This window comes from Marinovum sp. 2_MG-2023 (assembly GCF_030548265.1).
Lineage (GTDB): Bacteria > Pseudomonadota > Alphaproteobacteria > Rhodobacterales > Rhodobacteraceae > Marinovum.
Map to the genome: position 1 here is coordinate 1 of NZ_JAUOSD010000015.1, position 14,697 is coordinate 14,697.

16 protein-coding genes are annotated in these 14,697 nt (G+C 59.1%); 3 read left to right on the forward strand and 13 right to left on the reverse strand.

All coding sequences use genetic code 11. The annotated features are described in order from the left end of the window. Window positions 1-115 precede the first annotated feature (115 nt). Genes Q4577_RS16045 through Q4577_RS16060 form a run of 4 tightly spaced genes read right to left on the reverse strand, consistent with a single transcriptional unit; the run spans window position 116 to window position 3,120 of the window. On the reverse strand, window positions 116-1,177 hold the full coding sequence (locus Q4577_RS16045) for a methyltetrahydrofolate cobalamin methyltransferase (protein ID WP_303467616.1): 1,062 nt from the start codon (window positions 1,175-1,177) through the stop codon (window positions 116-118). Next, window positions 1,174-1,833 carry an HAD family phosphatase gene (locus Q4577_RS16050; protein WP_244686452.1) on the reverse strand — a complete coding sequence of 220 codons (660 nt, stop codon included), beginning with the start codon at window positions 1,831-1,833 and terminating at the stop codon, window positions 1,174-1,176. Before Q4577_RS16050 ends, Q4577_RS16045 begins: the two co-directional genes overlap by 4 nt. 8 nt (window positions 1,834-1,841) lie before the next feature. Next, window positions 1,842-2,771: a methylenetetrahydrofolate reductase gene (locus tag Q4577_RS16055; RefSeq protein WP_303467614.1), complete on the reverse strand. Its 930-nt coding sequence runs from the start codon at window positions 2,769-2,771 to the stop codon at window positions 1,842-1,844. A 52-nt stretch (window positions 2,772-2,823) separates the two neighbouring features. Continuing rightward, the gene (locus Q4577_RS16060) at window positions 2,824-3,120 is read right to left on the reverse strand and encodes a virulence factor (RefSeq protein ID WP_244686457.1); all 297 of its coding nucleotides are present in this window, start codon (window positions 3,118-3,120) and stop codon (window positions 2,824-2,826) included. Window positions 3,121-3,439: 319 nt separating this feature from the next. Between Q4577_RS16060 and Q4577_RS16065 the strand changes: the two genes are divergently transcribed. Then, the gene (locus Q4577_RS16065) at window positions 3,440-4,552 is read left to right on the forward strand and encodes a Ppx/GppA phosphatase family protein (protein WP_244686459.1); all 1,113 of its coding nucleotides are present in this window, start codon (window positions 3,440-3,442) and stop codon (window positions 4,550-4,552) included. Window positions 4,553-4,707: 155 nt separating this feature from the next. After that, entirely contained in the window at window positions 4,708-5,460 is a 753-nt protein-coding gene (locus Q4577_RS16070; RefSeq protein ID WP_244686461.1) for an RlmE family RNA methyltransferase, read from the forward strand. A gap of 430 nt (window positions 5,461-5,890) precedes the next feature. Here Q4577_RS16070 and Q4577_RS16075 read toward each other — a convergent pair whose 3' ends face one another. The 5 genes from Q4577_RS16075 to Q4577_RS16095 form a co-directional block, all read right to left on the reverse strand. Then, entirely contained in the window at window positions 5,891-7,105 is a 1,215-nt protein-coding gene (locus Q4577_RS16075) for an NADP-dependent isocitrate dehydrogenase (protein WP_303467613.1), read from the reverse strand. Between the two features lie 107 nt (window positions 7,106-7,212). Next, complete coding sequence (locus Q4577_RS16080; RefSeq protein ID WP_303467612.1) at window positions 7,213-8,442, reverse strand: multidrug effflux MFS transporter; 1,230 nt, start codon at window positions 8,440-8,442, stop codon at window positions 7,213-7,215. A gap of 130 nt (window positions 8,443-8,572) precedes the next feature. Next, on the reverse strand, window positions 8,573-8,935 hold the full coding sequence (locus Q4577_RS16085) for a potassium channel family protein (protein ID WP_244686467.1): 363 nt from the start codon (window positions 8,933-8,935) through the stop codon (window positions 8,573-8,575). Window positions 8,936-8,954: 19 nt separating this feature from the next. Next, a complete protein-coding gene (locus tag Q4577_RS16090) occupies window positions 8,955-9,590 on the reverse strand; it encodes a DsbA family protein (protein ID WP_303467611.1) in 636 nt (211 codons plus the stop codon). 93 nt (window positions 9,591-9,683) lie between these two features. After that, on the reverse strand, window positions 9,684-11,216 hold the full coding sequence (locus Q4577_RS16095) for a class I adenylate-forming enzyme family protein (RefSeq protein ID WP_303467610.1): 1,533 nt from the start codon (window positions 11,214-11,216) through the stop codon (window positions 9,684-9,686). 92 nt (window positions 11,217-11,308) lie between these two features. On the opposite strand from Q4577_RS16095, the gene Q4577_RS16100 reads away from it, so the two are divergent. Continuing rightward, window positions 11,309-11,935 carry a helix-turn-helix domain-containing protein gene (locus tag Q4577_RS16100; protein WP_244686473.1) on the forward strand — a complete coding sequence of 209 codons (627 nt, stop codon included), beginning with the start codon at window positions 11,309-11,311 and terminating at the stop codon, window positions 11,933-11,935. A 31-nt stretch (window positions 11,936-11,966) separates the two neighbouring features. Here the strand turns inward: Q4577_RS16100 and Q4577_RS16105 are convergent, their stop codons facing one another. From Q4577_RS16105 to Q4577_RS16120, 4 genes are all read right to left on the reverse strand, one after another. After that, window positions 11,967-12,200 carry a hypothetical protein gene (locus Q4577_RS16105; protein ID WP_303467608.1) on the reverse strand — a complete coding sequence of 78 codons (234 nt, stop codon included), beginning with the start codon at window positions 12,198-12,200 and terminating at the stop codon, window positions 11,967-11,969. A gap of 226 nt (window positions 12,201-12,426) precedes the next feature. Next, the gene (locus tag Q4577_RS16110; protein WP_280520507.1) at window positions 12,427-12,549 is read right to left on the reverse strand and encodes a hypothetical protein; all 123 of its coding nucleotides are present in this window, start codon (window positions 12,547-12,549) and stop codon (window positions 12,427-12,429) included. Continuing rightward, window positions 12,546-12,668 carry an entericidin EcnA/B family protein gene (locus tag Q4577_RS16115; RefSeq protein ID WP_244686477.1) on the reverse strand — a complete coding sequence of 41 codons (123 nt, stop codon included), beginning with the start codon at window positions 12,666-12,668 and terminating at the stop codon, window positions 12,546-12,548. Before Q4577_RS16115 ends, Q4577_RS16110 begins: the two co-directional genes overlap by 4 nt. Window positions 12,669-12,670: 2 nt before the next feature. Continuing rightward, complete coding sequence (locus tag Q4577_RS16120; RefSeq protein ID WP_303467607.1) at window positions 12,671-14,425, reverse strand: extracellular solute-binding protein; 1,755 nt, start codon at window positions 14,423-14,425, stop codon at window positions 12,671-12,673. Between the last annotated feature and the right edge of the window lie 272 nt (window positions 14,426-14,697).

Consider the following 14,697-nt stretch of genomic DNA (forward strand, 5'->3'; position numbering starts at 1 on the left):
GTGATTGAAGCCTATCTTGGCACCGGTTTGAAGAACAAGGAGCCAGCATGATGGGTGATCTGTCGCGCAATGGGGGGGGGGGCCCCCCCCCCCCCCCCCCCCCGGTTCCTTGACGTCAGGCGCGACGCCGGCGTCCACCGCTGCGCCCGCTACGACCACGGCCTTCCTGACCGGCTTTCACCGGCAATTTGTTGGCCGCAATCCAGGCCCCGCCATGGGCATCATTGTCGGTCAGAAGATTGGCGGCGCGGATCGCCTCCATCTCGCTGCCGGAACGGGCCTGCATCGACCCCAGCCCAAACAACGTCACAAAGGTCTCGTCGTCGATTTCCGCAGGCAGGATGATGCCGGCGGCTTCGACTTCGGCCTTTTTCGCTGCAATCCTGGTTTGTGTCACCGGCATCGCCACCGGGTTCATGATCGCACTGGTCATGCCGGCGCCCATGGCCATCGGCAGAAACGCATTGTTGATGCCGTGGCGGTTGGGCAGCCCAAAAGAGATGTTTGACGCGCCACAGGTGGTGTTCACGCCCAGCTCATCGCGCAAACGACGCACCAGGGTGAAAACCTGTTTGCCAGCGGTTGCCATGGCCCCAATCGGCATCACCAGCGGGTCGACCACGATGTCATGGGCCGGAATGCCGAAATCGGCGGCGCGTTCGACGATCTTCTTGGCCACGGCAAAACGCACATCCGGGTCTTCGGAAATCCCGGTGTCGTCATTGGAAATGGCCACCACGGGCACATTGTATTTCTTCACCAGCGGCAGCACAAATTCCAGCCGCTCTTCTTCGCCGGTTACGGAATTCAGCAGCGGGCGGCCTTCGCAGACCTTCAATCCGGCCTCAAGTGCCGCAGGCACAGAGCTGTCGATGCAGAGCGGCACGTCAACCAGCCCCTGGACCATTTCCAGGATCTTGGTCATCAGCGGCGGTTCGGTTTCATTTGGATTCGGGTTGGAGTTGTAGACAACCCCGGCATTGATATCGAGGATATTTGCCCCGGCGGCGACCTGTGCCAGCGCGTCTTTTTCCACGGTTGAAAAATCGCCCGCTTCAAGCTCTGCTGCCAGTTTCTTGCGTCCGGTCGGGTTGATACGCTCGCCGATCACACAGAACGGTTCGTCAAATCCGATGACGGCGGTTTTGGTTTTTGACTCGACAATCGTGCGGGTCATATCAATGCTCCTGTAAGGCGCGCCAGAATGGCCGGCAGCGCGGGATCGGTGAAATCTTGCAAGGTCTCGAAGGCGCCAGCCTGGCGCAGGGTCTCGTCGTCCAGCGCGGAGCGGATGCCGACGCTATAAGCGCCAGAGGCCCGCGCCGCACGCATCCCCGATGGGCTGTCCTCGAACGCGATGGCACTGCTGGGCGAAACGCCAAGTTGCCGCATCGCTTCGATATAGGGGTAGGGGTCGGGTTTGCCGCGCGGGCATTCCTCGCCAATCACGATCACGTCGAAGTATTGGCGCAGGCCAATTGCATCCAGCATCGCCTCGGCGTTCAGCCGCATGGCGTTGGTCACGATCGCCCGTGGCCAGTCATTTGCAACCGCCTCTTTCACCAATGCGGTCACACCGGGCATCGCCGGATAGGGGCGCGGCAGACGGTCGCGAAACTGGGCCTCTTTCCAGTCGCTCAATCCCTGCGGGTCCGGTTCATCCGGCAGAAAATCCGCATAGATGTCAACGTTCAGCCGCCCATGCATGTCGCGCATATAGCCTTCGTCGGTCAGATCCATGCCGCGCGACGCCCAAAGTTCCTTGTAGACCTGAATATGGATTGGGTCGGAATTCAACATCGTCCCATCAAGATCGAAAAGCAGCGTCGGCATGTTATTCCTCAGTCCCCGGTCACGGGTTTGCTGGCGTTGCCGCCATGGTTCGTGGCCCATTCAGAACTTGCCGTGATCCCGCCCAGCGGGAAAAAATGCAAGGCCTCGACGTTAAAGTCGGGATGGGCCGCCTTGTGATTGGCGAGGTCGGTGATCACATCCATCGGCGCATAAGGCAAGAGCAGCTTGGTCACATCCATCGCCCGTTTCTGCAAAACCTTCAACGATGGTCCCACGCCACAGGCGATGGCGAATTTGATCAGGGTCTGCAATTTGGCCGGACCGGCCACACCGACATGGATCGGCAGGTTGATACCGGCGGCGCGCACCCCATCGGCCCAGGCAATGATCGGCGCCGCTTCAAACGCGAATTGCGTCACCAGCGCCATATCGGCATCGGTGGTTTCGTTGAATTTGTTTTTCCAACGCAGGGCGGCTTCGACATTGGTATTGGAGCCGTCAAGGTCGATGTCGCGGTTGCCTTCGGGGTGGCCCGCCACATGCAACCGTTTGAAGCCGGCACGGTCAAACAACCCGGTTTCCAGAAGCTGCATGGAATTGTCGAAATCCCCCTGCGGCTCCTTCACGCCACCGGCGAGCAAGAGCGCCTGGTTCACACCAGCCTCGCCCTGATACATGGCGATCCAGTTTTCCAACGTGGCGCGGTCCCGAATGATGCGGGCGGGGAAATGCGGCATGACCGCAAAGCCATCTTTGGCCAGACGGCGGGCGGTGGCCACCATGTCGTCGATGGGGGTGCCGTCGATATGGGCGATATAGACGCGGGTGCCCGGCGCCAGGAGGTCGCGGAAATCGCTGATCTTTTGCGCGGTGCGCGGCATGACCTCGATCGAATAGCCATCAATGAATTCGGCAACCACCGGCGAAGAGGTGGCGATCATCGGTGTGTCACGCCGTTTGAAGTTCAACAAAGCCATTGCGGCCCCCCTTATGGTGCGCAGGGTACTGCGTCTGCGCGACAGCCGGGGCTCAGGCCCAGCCATCATTGGCAATCAGGGTCTTTATCCGATCCTGATCATATTCACCGTCCAGTCGCGCGGCCTCGGCCTTTGCGACATCTGCGGCGTCTCCGTCGACCGGATAAGGGGGGGCTTTGCGCCATTCGGCCAGATAGGCATCGGTGTCGGCGGCGCCGACCTTCATTGCGGCACGGTCAATGGCCTGTTCGAAACGTTCGGGCAGCGGCACCTTGGCGGCGCGGCGGCCTTTGCCAACGATGACCTGGGCCGGAATGTCCCGCCAGTAAACCACTGTCACATCAGCCATTTGATTCCCCTTTTCCGGTAATCCCTGAATAAGTCAGGGGGGATTTGCGCCACGTCCCAATTTCGACCGAACACCGCTGATCCGCGACCTCGGTTTGGCCCAATGGACGATTTCGCATGGATAGGCGGTTGCGATCCGCGAAGGAACCCAAGGCGCAGCTCATAATATTCATGCAGAACATGAGCGTGGCTCATGTCGGGTGGCAAAAGGGTCTGTGCGATCTGTCACAAAGAATTAAGGCCAGACCCAGATGGCCGCTTGCACGCCAGCAGGGTCGTGCCTATCCTCAAAGGCAACACGATACTCGGAGGGCGTTACAATGGCGTCCAGGCGTCCCAAAGGTGCGGGCGCTTTCCCGAAACCGGTAGAGAGCCCCGCGCCACGACCGCCCGCTCCGGACGCGCTTTATGCTGCGCTGGATTTGGGCACGAACAGTTGCCGCATGTTGATTGCCCAGCCAAAGGGCAGTCAGTTCCATGTGGTCGATAGTTTCTCCAAATCCGTGCAACTCGGGTCTGGGCTGGAACGATCCGGACGGTTGAGCCGCGCCTCTATCGGGCGCACGGTTCAGGCGATGCGAATCTGTGGCCAGAAGCTGCGGCGGCATAAGGTGCAGAACATGCGTCTTGTGGCGACAGAGGCCTGTCGCCGCGCCAAGAACGCCCGCGATCTGGTGAAATATGTCCAACGCGAAACCGGGCTTCAGCTTGAGATTATTGAACCGGAAGAAGAAGCGCGGCTGGCCGTGATATCTTGTGCGCCGCTGGTCAGCACCAAGACCGATCAATTGCTGGTGGTGGATATTGGCGGCGGTTCGACCGAATTGGTGTGGATTGATTTGTCGGCGGTGCCCAATCAGGACCGACCGCGCGCGATCATGCGGCTGCACACCGGGTTTCAGAATGCCGGCAGCCCGTTTCCGGTGGCGCGGGTGGTGGATTGGATTTCCGTGCCGCTTGGCGTTGCCACCCTGCGTGACCAATTCAACGATGTCGAAGATGATGCGGCGCGCTATGCGTTGATGTCGTGGTTCTTTGAGGAAAACCTCGCTGATTTTGCGCCGTACAAGGATGTGCAGGCGCGTGAGGGTTTTCAGATTGTCGGCACCTCTGGCACTGTGACCACGGTGGCCGCCAGCCATCTGGGGTTGAAGCGCTATGACCGGACCAAGGTGGATGGTCTGCGGATGAGTTCGGATCAGATCGACAAGGTGATCAACCAATATCTGGAGTTGGGCCCGGAGGGGCGGCGCAAAGATCCGCGGATCGGGCAGGATCGTCAGGCACTGATCATGTCGGGGGCGGCAATTTTGCAGGCGTTGTTGCGGTCCTGGCCGACGGATCGGTTATCGGTGGCGGATCGGGGTTTGCGTGAGGGGCTGCTTTATGCGCAGATGTCGGCGCATGGGGTGTTGGAAGACGGGCCGTATTGAGATTTTCACCGCAGTTTGATACTGCGCCGCTTTGACAATGAGCGCTCTGCGCGCTTTAGGAGCCCTTCGGGCGGAGTTTGGGGGCGTTGCCCCCGTCGCGCAAGCGCGACTCCCCCAGGATATTTTTGAACAGAAGAAGCATCGAGGGCGACGTAATGGCCAAGAAACCCACAGGAAAGTCGCCCACGGGCAAGAATACATCCGGGCGCGGGCAGCGCGATTTGACGGTCAAGGTCAAGACCGCACGCGGGCGCACCCTGTCTTCGACCCGTTGGTTGCAACGGCAATTGAACGATCCTTATGTCAAACGCGCCCAGACCGAGGGATATCGGGGGCGCGCGGCGTTCAAGATCCTTGAGCTGGATGAGAAATATCGCTTCTTGGTGCCGGGCGCCCGGGTTGTCGATCTGGGCTGTGCGCCGGGGGGATGGTGTCAGGTGGCGGTGAAGCGCATCAATGCGCTTGGCGAACGCTCAGGCAAGGCGGTTGGCACGATCCTCGGGATTGATTTGCAGGAGATCGAGCCGATTGCCGGGGCGGAATTGCATGTGCTCGATTTTCTGGATGAGGGTGCGGATGATCAGGTCAAGGCCTGGTTGGGCGGCAAGGCGGATGTGGTGATGTCCGACATGGCGGCGTCTTCGTCCGGGCACAAACAGACCGACCATTTGCGCATCATGCATCTGTGTGAAACAGCGGCCTATTTCGCATTTGACGTGCTGGACGAGGGCGGCACATTTGTGGCCAAGGTTCTGGCTGGCGGTGCCGAGGGCGATTTGCAGAAGCTGTTGAAGCAGAATTTCACCAAGGTGGTGAATGTGAAACCGCCCAGCTCGCGCGCGGATTCCAGCGAAAAGTTTGTTGTCGCCACCGGATTTCGGGGCGGCACAGGGACATCTGACATCTAGCGGTGACATCTGACATCCAGCGGTGACATCCGACATCCAGAGGATTTGTCAAAGCTTGAACGAGAAAGGCCGGCCCGGGTGTGAGAGCGGGGCCGGCCTTTGGCTGTGGAAAAATGCGCAGGCGGATCAGTCTTCTTCTGGTGCCAGGATGACACGGAAGATCACACAATCCAATGCGGCCATCACCGCGAGACCAAGCAGAACGATCATCGAAAATTCCCTCGTTTGACAGTGAGGGTAGGTTAGATTTTCGCCGCATTCCTGACAAGGTTTACGCCGAATTGTGGCGAAATTTCAGCATCTTGCCCCCTGATCTTTGCGTGACGGGAAAAGGTTGGCCGTAAGGCGTCTGATTGCCGCGAAATTGGAAACAGCCGGTGGATGGAATGTGGCGGAAACGTGGCGACGGCGATTCGTCGCCACGTTTGATTCAGCCCTTGAGCGCCTTGTTGAGGTTTTCGTCGATCTTTTCCAGAAACCCCATGGTGGTCAGCCATTTTTGATCCGGTCCGACAAGAAGCGCCAGATCCTTGGTCATATGGCCGCTTTCCACGGTGTCGATGATCACCTGTTCCAATGTTTCTGCGAAGGCGCGCAATGCGACGTTTTCGTCCAGCTTCGCGCGGTGTTTCAACGCGCCGGTCCAGGCATAGATCGAGGCAATGGAATTGGTTGACGTACTTTCGCCTGCCTGGTGTTGGCGATAGTGGCGGGTGACGGTGCCATGGGCGGCCTCGGCCTCGACGATCTTGCCATCGGGGGTCATCAGCTGCGAGGTCATCAGGCCAAGCGAGCCATAGCCCTGGGCCACGGTATCGGATTGCACGTCGCCGTCATAGTTCTTGCAGGCCCAGACAAAGCCGCCGTTCCATTTCAGCGCACAGGCGACCATGTCGTCGATCAGGCGGTGTTCGTACCAGATGCCCTTTTCCTTGAATTTGGCTTCGAACTCTTCTTCGAACACCTGCTGGAACAGATCCTTGAACCGGCCGTCATAGGCCTTGAGGATGGTGTTTTTGGTCGACAGATACACCGGCCAGCCGAGGTTGAGGCCGTAGTTCAGCGAGGCGCGGGCGAAATCAATGATCGACGCATCGAGGTTGTACATGCCCATGGCGACGCCGGCGCCGGGGGCGTCGAACATTTCCTCTTCGATCACGGTGCCGTCGGCGCCTTCGAATTTGATCGTCAGCTTGCCGGGGCCGGGATAGCGAAAATTGGTGGCCTTGTATTGATCACCAAAGGCATGGCGCCCGACCACGATCGGCCGGGTCCAGCCGGGCACAAGACGCGGCACGTTGCGGCAAATGATCGGCGCGCGGAACACCACGCCGCCCAGAATGTTGCGGATGGTGCCATTGGGCGAGGGGTACATGCGTTTGAGGCCAAATTCCTCGACCCGCTGTTCGTCCGGGGTGATGGTGGCGCATTTCACGCCAACGCCGACCTCCTGGATCTTGTGGGCGGCGTCGAATGTGATCTGGTCATCGGTGCGGTCGCGCTCTTCGATACCCAGATCATAATAGAGCAGATCCACATCAAGGTAGGGGGTGATCAGTTTCTTTTTGATGAAGTCCCACATGATGCGGGTCATCTCGTCACCGTCGAGTTCAACGATGGGATTGTCTACTTTGATCTTGGTCATCGGGGCCTCATTGAGTTGGGTCACGGAATCGGCGTCTTGGGTCATTGCTAGCGCATAACCCACCCTCAGCGAAACATTGTATACTGATGTATGCCATTTTTCCGCGCCTAGGCGGCCGCATCTTTCGCCTGAGTGTCGCGCATTTCAGCACGCCGCAGGAAGACCATCAAAATTGTGCCAATCGAGGCAAAGACCAACACCCCCAAGATCAGCGGCGTTGGCGTGCCGTCAAAGGCAAGCCCGACCGGCACCGCCAGCGCCACCGAAATCACCGTCGACACCGCACCAATGACGCTTGCGGCCAGCCCGGCGATATGGCCCACCGGTTCCATCGCCAGCGCATTCAGATTGCCCAGACACATACCGGTCTGAAAGAACACGCCGATTTGCCAGATGACAAAGATTGAAAAATGCAGCGTCTCGCCCAGCGGCATTTGCATCAGGATCACCGCCACCGATGACAGCCCGACCTGAACCAACAGGGTCAGGGTCACCAGAAACCGCATGCCCAGTTTCAACACCAAAGCGGAGTTCAGGAAACCGGATGTCCCGGCGACCAATGCGATGAAGCCGAACCACAGGTGAAAGGTCGCCCCGTGATCAAAGGCCTGATCAAACACCTGTTGTGTGCTGGACAGGACCGAAAACAACATCGCCGCGACAAAGGATTGCGCCGCGATGCCAATGACCACGGCACGGTTCGTCATGATTTCGGCTGTGCCGCGCTTCAGGGCGCCAAGGGTCAAGGGCCTGCGGTGTTCGACCGGCAGCGGTTCCGGCAAGCGCAGGTGCATCCAAAGTGTCGATGCGAGGCAGAATACGACGAACATCAAGAACACGGAGCGCCAGCCGGCCCAGGAAATCAAGAGCGCCCCAATGGTCGGCGCAAAGGCCGGGATCAGGGTGAAGATGATCATCACAAAGGACATCAAACGCGCCATTTCACGACCCGCATAGAGATCGCGGACAATCGCCAGCGTGACAATCCGTGGGCCTGCGGCCCCAAGCCCCTGGATCACACGGGCATAGATCGCCATTTCCAGCGTCTGCGCCTGCCAGGCCAACAGCGCCCCAAGGATATAGATCGCCCCCCCGGCCACGATCACCGGTTTGCGTCCGAACCGATCGGACAAAGGCCCGGCAAACAGCGTGCCGATCCCCATGCCAAAGATGAAAGAGGTCACAATCAACTGGGCACGGTTGGGATTGTCGGGGCTCAGCTCTGCGGCGATCTGCGCCATGGCGGGCAACATGGCGTCGACGGCCAGCGCAATTGTTGCCACCAGAATTGCCATCATGGCGACAAATTCAACTTGGGAAATGCGTTGACCGGGCATGCACACACCTATGTGACGCGCCGCTTCTGCGGGCGTGTGGGGGGTGGTGTGGGGCTATTTCAGGCAGAGCAGCGGGTCAAGGAATAGATGATTGTGCGAAAATGCACCGTAAATCGCGCTATGCGTGAAACTATCGCCGCGATTCGGCCTTGCCGCTTGGGGTGTCGGTGTTGGCGGGCGTGTTGTTTTTATGGCCAAGCTGCGCCATCAGCCACTCTGTATGTTCATTGCGTTTGCGCAGGGCAAACTGGCCAAATTGCTGAATTGTTACCGCAAAAACCCCGAGACCGAGGAAAATGAATACAGTTGTTCCTATTTTTCCCAGCGCCGTGGCGGGCACCAGGCTGCCGTAGCCGACGGTCGACAGGGTCACAACGGTAAAGAAATAGGAATCCAACCAGGACCAGCCTTCGGCAAACCGAAAAAACACCGTGCCGGCCACCACCAATCCGGCCAGGGTGACCACCAGTGTCAAAATGCGCAGCGGATGCATCTGGTTTCGGCTCCTGGCGTTAGCTGGATTGGCCCTTCAATTCTGCAATCACCTGGGCCCAAAGCTCGGGCGGTTGGGCGCCGGGCACCGCATGTTTGCCGTCAACCACAAAGGTCGGCACGCTGTTGACGCCCATTTCACGCGCCGCCTTGTCGCGGTCCTGAATGTCTTGAATATCGCTGTCGCTTTGCAACAGACGCATCACAACCGAAGCATCCATTCCCAACCCGTCGGAAATATCGCCCAGGGTGTCATGATCGCCAATGTCGCGGCCATCGACGAAATAGGCCTTGAACAAGGCCGAAACCATCGCGGTCTGCCGACCTTCGATCCCCGCCCAATGGATCAGCCGATGCGCATCGACGGTGTTCGGCGTGGTCTGGATCGCATCCAGATTGATGACCAGACCGGCCTTTTCCGCATGTTGCTGGACCGGCAGATAGGCCTGAACCGCGCCGTCCTTGCCGCCGAATTTGCCTTCCAGATAGGCGCGGCGATCCATGCCGCCCCGGGGCATGTCGGGGTTCAGCTGAAAGGGATGCCATTCAATGGTAAAGGGATGATCCGGCGCCGCTTCCAGCGCGCGATCAAGATAGGATTTGCCGATATAGCACCACGGGCAGATCGGATCAGAGATAATGTCGAGTTTGGTCATGCGGATCTGCCTTTGGCTGAATTTGCTGCGGTGTAACAGGGTGATGCGCCAAAGGCGAGAGGGGCCTGTCGTCGCGGTGCGGTCGATCGCGGATCAGGGCTGTTTTGGGGTGTTGAACCCCTGACGCAGGGCGCGCCGGGACAGTTTGCCGTTTGGACCGGTGGGCAATTGCGCCATGCGGCGGAACAGACGCGGTTGTTTGTACCGCGCCAGAACCGTCTCGGACCGGGTTTTCAGCGCCGCGTCAAGATCCCGGTCGGCAGTATAAAACGCCGCAATGACAAATGTGTCCGGCTTGATTTCGACATCTGTCACCGCAATCGCCTGTAGCCCCGGCAGGTCGTGCAATGCCTGTTCCACCTCTTGCGGGGACACCCGGAAACCGCCGGCGTTCATCATGTCATCCGCCCGGCCGAGATAGGCGATTTGACCGTCATCCGCCATTTGGCCAAGATCGCCGGTATGGAACCAGCCGTCAAACCGTTTGCGCGCGGTGGCGTCGGGTGCGTTCAAATATTCCAGCATCAGACCGGGGTCGCTGTCGGCGATACAGATTTCGCCCGGCGTGCCCAGCGGTAGGGTTTTGCCATCGCTGCGAATGGCAATGTGGCGGCCTGTCTGTGGGTGGCCCAACATGCCGGGGCGGGCGGGATTGGCGGGGCTGGACGAGATGAAGGTGGAACATTCTGACATGCCGTAGGCTTCGTAAATCTCGGTGTTGGTGGCGGCGTGCCATGCGCGGCGCAGACCCTCGGGCAGCTTTTCACCCGCCGCAAGCGCATGCCGCAGATCGGGCAAGGCGGGCAGGGGCGCGGCCAGAAGTTTGCGGAACACCCCCGGTGCGGCGGCAAATAGGGTTGCGCGGTGCCGGGCCAGCAGATGTGGCAGTTGGTCAGGGGAGAGCGACGCCATGGGAATAAGCGCCGTGGCCCCAGCCGCCCAAGGATCAAGCAACCCGGTGCCAAGCGTGAACGTCCAATTGAAGGCCCCGGCATGGCAAAGCCGATCGCTGGGCCGCAGGTCGTACCAACCCCGGACCATCATCTGGCGCGCCCAGACCGCGCGATGGGCATGTACCACCGCTCGCGGCGTGCCGGAGGTACCGGAGGTAAAGACGATATAGGCCGGTCGATTGGCATCGCCGATGGCATATTCGGCGGGCGGCAGGGTGGTCATCTCCTGCAACTCGGTGACCGGGATCACCTGCACATCGCTTTCGGCGCAGGCCACCACAGGATCGCGCAGGATCAGCGCCGGGTTCAGGATTTCGATGATCTTGGCAGTTTCGCGTTCGGACAATTGCGCCGCCGTGGGCACCGGCACCAAACCGGCGCAGATACACCCCAGATAAGCCAGCGGAAAATCCGGCGTATTGCCCAGCCGCAGCAACACCCGGTCGCCAGCTGTCAGCCCCTTTGCCAACAGCCCTGTCGCAATGCCGCGCACGGCATTTTCAAGGCGCGCAAAGCTCCAACTTTGTGTGACATCGGGCGCTACCAGCACCAAGGCATCCTTGTCAGGGGTGCGCGCCGCATGGCGCAACACAAATTGCGCAAGGTTGAAATCCGCCGGGCAGGGTGGCGGCGGGCCTTGATTGAACAGGCTGATTTTGGTGGCATCGGGCATAGCGGTGTTCCGGGACATAGGGCCAACAGACATGGGCGTAGGCACTGCAAGGCCCAGTTGCAAGACCATGCAGCTCTGCTTATAGGATGGTTATGACCAAGTCCGAAAATGCAAAATTGATCCGTATCGCCCGGGACAAGAGCGAGGACCCGGTGCATACCGAGCCGCTTGACCTTGGTGAACGGGTTCGTGAATTGCGCAAGGGCCATGGCTGGACGCTGGAACAGGCGGCAACCAAGGCCGGGCTGGCACGGTCGACCCTGTCGAAGATCGAAAACGGTCAGATGTCACCGACCTATGACGCGTTGAAAAAGCTGGCCCTGGGGCTGGGGATTTCGATCCCGCAATTGTTCACGGCGCCCCAGAATGAGCGGGTCAATGGCCGGATGTCGGTCACCCGCTCTGGCGAAGGTGCGGCACAGGCGACAATCACCTACGAACATGAACTTCTGGCCGAGGGGCTGACCAAAAAGCAGATGTTGCCCTATCGCGCGCGGATCAGGGCCCGCTCGATGGAGGAATTCGACGGTTGGATTCGCCATGATGGCGAGGAATTTCTGTATGTCCTCACCGGGGTTATCAAGCTTTTTACCGAGTTTTATGAGCCGATTGAAATGCGCCGGGGCGACAGCGCCTATTATGACGCGACCATGGGCCATAACGTGATCTCAACCAGTCAGGATGATGCAACCATCCTCTGGGTGACATCGCTGACCTGATCCACCCCGTACAACAGCCGATTTGCGGCCGCTAATGTGCGTCCATTTCCGTGGCTTGCCGTGCAAGGCTTTGGATATAGATCCAATCCTTCAACTCTTCTTCGGCCTCGAGATCGGTCAGGTCGTGTTGACGCGCCAGATGTTCGGCCACCGCTTCGGGCGGGATGGGGGGCGATGACAGCGCCGTTTCGTCGATATGCGGGAACCGGCGTTTCAGGTGCCGCAAAGCCCGCCCCCAATCACGTGTCATGTCCGTCCAGTTCATTTAATATTCCTCCGCATTCAGGCGTCCCATTTCGCCCCGACATTCACCTTCCAGGGCAAGTGTCACAAAAAGCTTAAAATGCTTTGGCCGGTTCTGTCAGCAAAATAATGTGAAGAGGTCGCGAAGACGCGAAAACACCGCCGAAACGGCGGTGTCACGTTGTTGTTGTGATGGGGTCCGTCACGCCGCCGGGGATCAAAGGTTCCTTGGGGCGCGCACTGGAAAATCAAAGCAGGGCGGCGCGCGCCGCGATCTTGGCGGCCTTGACCGGCAGTTTTGTCGCCTTGCGCACCGGGCTGCAGGCGGTGACCAATCCAATCACCGCGCAGAGCGCAATCAGGCGCTTCACAACATGCCCTTGACGCTTCGGGCACCATCACTGATGTCGCGGCCGACGCCTTCGACCGTGTTGCAGGCGGCCAATGTTGTCAGGGCCGCCATCAATGTCACCAGACAAAACGCACGCATGTTCACTCCTCTTCGTACCACCAGACATCCGGTTGCCAGCCGATCCAGTCGCCGTACATCGGAATGTGGTCGGGGTATTTCAACTCTTTCGCATGTGCAACACGCGAGATGTTGAATTGATAGATCGGGATCACGTATCGCCCGGTGGTCAGCACCCGGTCCAGCGCCCGCACCGCCGCAACGAAATCTTCGCGGCTTTCGGAATTGACCAGCTTGTCGATCATCGCTTCGGCCGCGGGCGAGGCCATGCCCATCCAGTTCTTGGTGCCCGGCTCGGTCACGCCGTCCGCCCCCCAATAGAGCCGCTGTTCATTGCCGGGGCTGAGCGAGACACCAACCCGGTAATAGGTCATGCCGAAGTCGTAATTGTTGGTGCGTTCCTTGTATTGCGCGTTATCGACGGTGGTGACCGTGGGGAAAATGCCAAGACGTTCAAGCGCTTGGGTGTAAAGGTCGATGATCGACTGGTTTTCCGACGACCCCTGGCTCAACAGGATTTCAAAGGTGAAGGCGGTGCCATTGGCATCCTTCATCTGGCCATCCTGTACGGTCCAGCCGGCCTGTTCAAAAAGGTCCATCGCGGCTGCAATGTTCTTGCGATTGCGGGCAGAGCCATCAGCGACGGGCAGGGCATAGCCCTCAAGCGCGCCTGGCAGCAGATCATCGGCATAGGGTTCAAGAAAGTCGCGCACCCGTCCGCTGGCCGGGCCGTCCTGCATGCCCAATACCGAATTCGAGAAGTAGGAGGTGATGCGCGGTTGTTCGCCACCGGTCAGGGTTTCGTTGATGAATTCAAAGTTGAAGGCATGGATCAAGGCATCACGCACCCGCCAATCCTTGAACTGATCCAAACGCGTGTTCATCACGAAACCGGTGATCCCGCTGGCGCGGCGATGCGGAATGATGGATTTCACCACGTCGCCGCGGGTCACGGCAGGAAAGTCATATTGGCTGTCCCATTTCCCGGCATTGAATTCGCGGTTGGTATTCACCTCTCCGGCTTTGAAAGCCTCAAACGCGACGGTGCTGTCGCCATAAAACTCCATTCGGATTTCGTCGAGCACATTGGTGCCCCGGCGGAATGGCACATCCTTGCCCCAATAATCGGGATTGCGTTTCAACGACAGGAAACGACCCGGTTCAAAATCGGAAATCACATAAGGCGCGCTGGTGATCGGGATGTCATCCAGACCGGAATTGGCAAAATCCTTGCCGTCCCATTGCGCCTTTTTCAAAATTGGACGCATGCCGACCAATAGCGCAAGTTCACGGTCATCGGTATTGAAGGTAAAGCGAACTTTGCCTGGGCCGGTCTGTTCCATACGGTCGATTTTCGACCACAACCCGTGATAACGCGGATGGCCAATCGTGCCGAGCGTTTCATAAGACCACATCACGTCTTCCACCGTGACCGGGCTGCCATCGGAAAATTCAGCGGCAGGATTGAGCGTGAATTCCGCCCATTGCCGATTCGGTCCGACCTCTATCGATTCGGCCAAAACCCCGTAAAGCGTGAATGGCTCATCCCAACTGCGGCCCATCAAACTTTCATAAGCGATGAAACGTAATTGCCACGGTGCGGTGCCTTTGGGGACCTGTGGATTGAGGCTGTCGAAGCCGCCGGTTTCACCCGTCACGATCCGCCCGCCGGTGGGGGCATCCGGGTTGGCATAGGGCAGGTGCGCAAAATCTTGGGGTAGGGCGGGATCGCCATACATAGCTATGCCATGCTGCGGTTCGGCCGATGCGAATCCCATGGTTGCAATCAGCGCCAAACTGGCGCCGAAAGTTGCAATTGGGTGGAAAAAAATTGGACGCATTTGGGCAACAATCTCCTGAATGCCTTGTATCATTGGATTTGGAGCGTAGCGGTGGATTTCTGCCTTTTCAAACTTTTAGCTTGGATGCGGGCGCAAGATTGCTTATAAAGGGGGCACTGCTCGATAGGTTTCTTGCCTGTATGAAACCTGCCTCAATAACTTAACCCCGGCTTCGTGCCGGGGTTTTTTTGTGCATATAGCCTGCCGTT

What these genes read in the sequence shown, in the direction of transcription:
- Q4577_RS16100 (WP_244686473.1), top strand. Translation starts at nt 11,309, where the DNA reads ATGACCAAGTCCGAAAATGCAAAATTGATCCGTATCGCCCGGGACAAG.
- Q4577_RS16120 (WP_303467607.1), bottom strand. Translation starts at nt 14,425, where the DNA reads ATGGGATTCGCATCGGCCGAACCGCAGCATGGCATAGCTATGTATGGC.
- Q4577_RS16095 (WP_303467610.1), bottom strand. Translation starts at nt 11,216, where the DNA reads ATGCCCGATGCCACCAAAATCAGCCTGTTCAATCAAGGCCCGCCGCCA.
- Q4577_RS16075 (WP_303467613.1), bottom strand. Translation starts at nt 7,105, where the DNA reads ATGACCAAGATCAAAGTAGACAATCCCATCGTTGAACTCGACGGTGAC.
- Q4577_RS16055 (WP_303467614.1), bottom strand. Translation starts at nt 2,771, where the DNA reads ATGGCTTTGTTGAACTTCAAACGGCGTGACACACCGATGATCGCCACC.
- Q4577_RS16070 (WP_244686461.1), top strand. Translation starts at nt 4,708, where the DNA reads ATGGCCAAGAAACCCACAGGAAAGTCGCCCACGGGCAAGAATACATCC.
- Q4577_RS16085 (WP_244686467.1), bottom strand. Translation starts at nt 8,935, where the DNA reads ATGCATCCGCTGCGCATTTTGACACTGGTGGTCACCCTGGCCGGATTG.
- Q4577_RS16045 (WP_303467616.1), bottom strand. Translation starts at nt 1,177, where the DNA reads ATGACCCGCACGATTGTCGAGTCAAAAACCAAAACCGCCGTCATCGGA.
- Q4577_RS16060 (WP_244686457.1), bottom strand. Translation starts at nt 3,120, where the DNA reads ATGGCTGATGTGACAGTGGTTTACTGGCGGGACATTCCGGCCCAGGTC.
- Q4577_RS16105 (WP_303467608.1), bottom strand. Translation starts at nt 12,200, where the DNA reads ATGAACTGGACGGACATGACACGTGATTGGGGGCGGGCTTTGCGGCAC.
- Q4577_RS16050 (WP_244686452.1), bottom strand. Translation starts at nt 1,833, where the DNA reads ATGCCGACGCTGCTTTTCGATCTTGATGGGACGATGTTGAATTCCGAC.
- Q4577_RS16115 (WP_244686477.1), bottom strand. Translation starts at nt 12,668, where the DNA reads ATGCGTGCGTTTTGTCTGGTGACATTGATGGCGGCCCTGACAACATTG.
- Q4577_RS16065 (WP_244686459.1), top strand. Translation starts at nt 3,440, where the DNA reads ATGGCGTCCAGGCGTCCCAAAGGTGCGGGCGCTTTCCCGAAACCGGTA.
- Q4577_RS16080 (WP_303467612.1), bottom strand. Translation starts at nt 8,442, where the DNA reads ATGCCCGGTCAACGCATTTCCCAAGTTGAATTTGTCGCCATGATGGCA.
- Q4577_RS16090 (WP_303467611.1), bottom strand. Translation starts at nt 9,590, where the DNA reads ATGACCAAACTCGACATTATCTCTGATCCGATCTGCCCGTGGTGCTAT.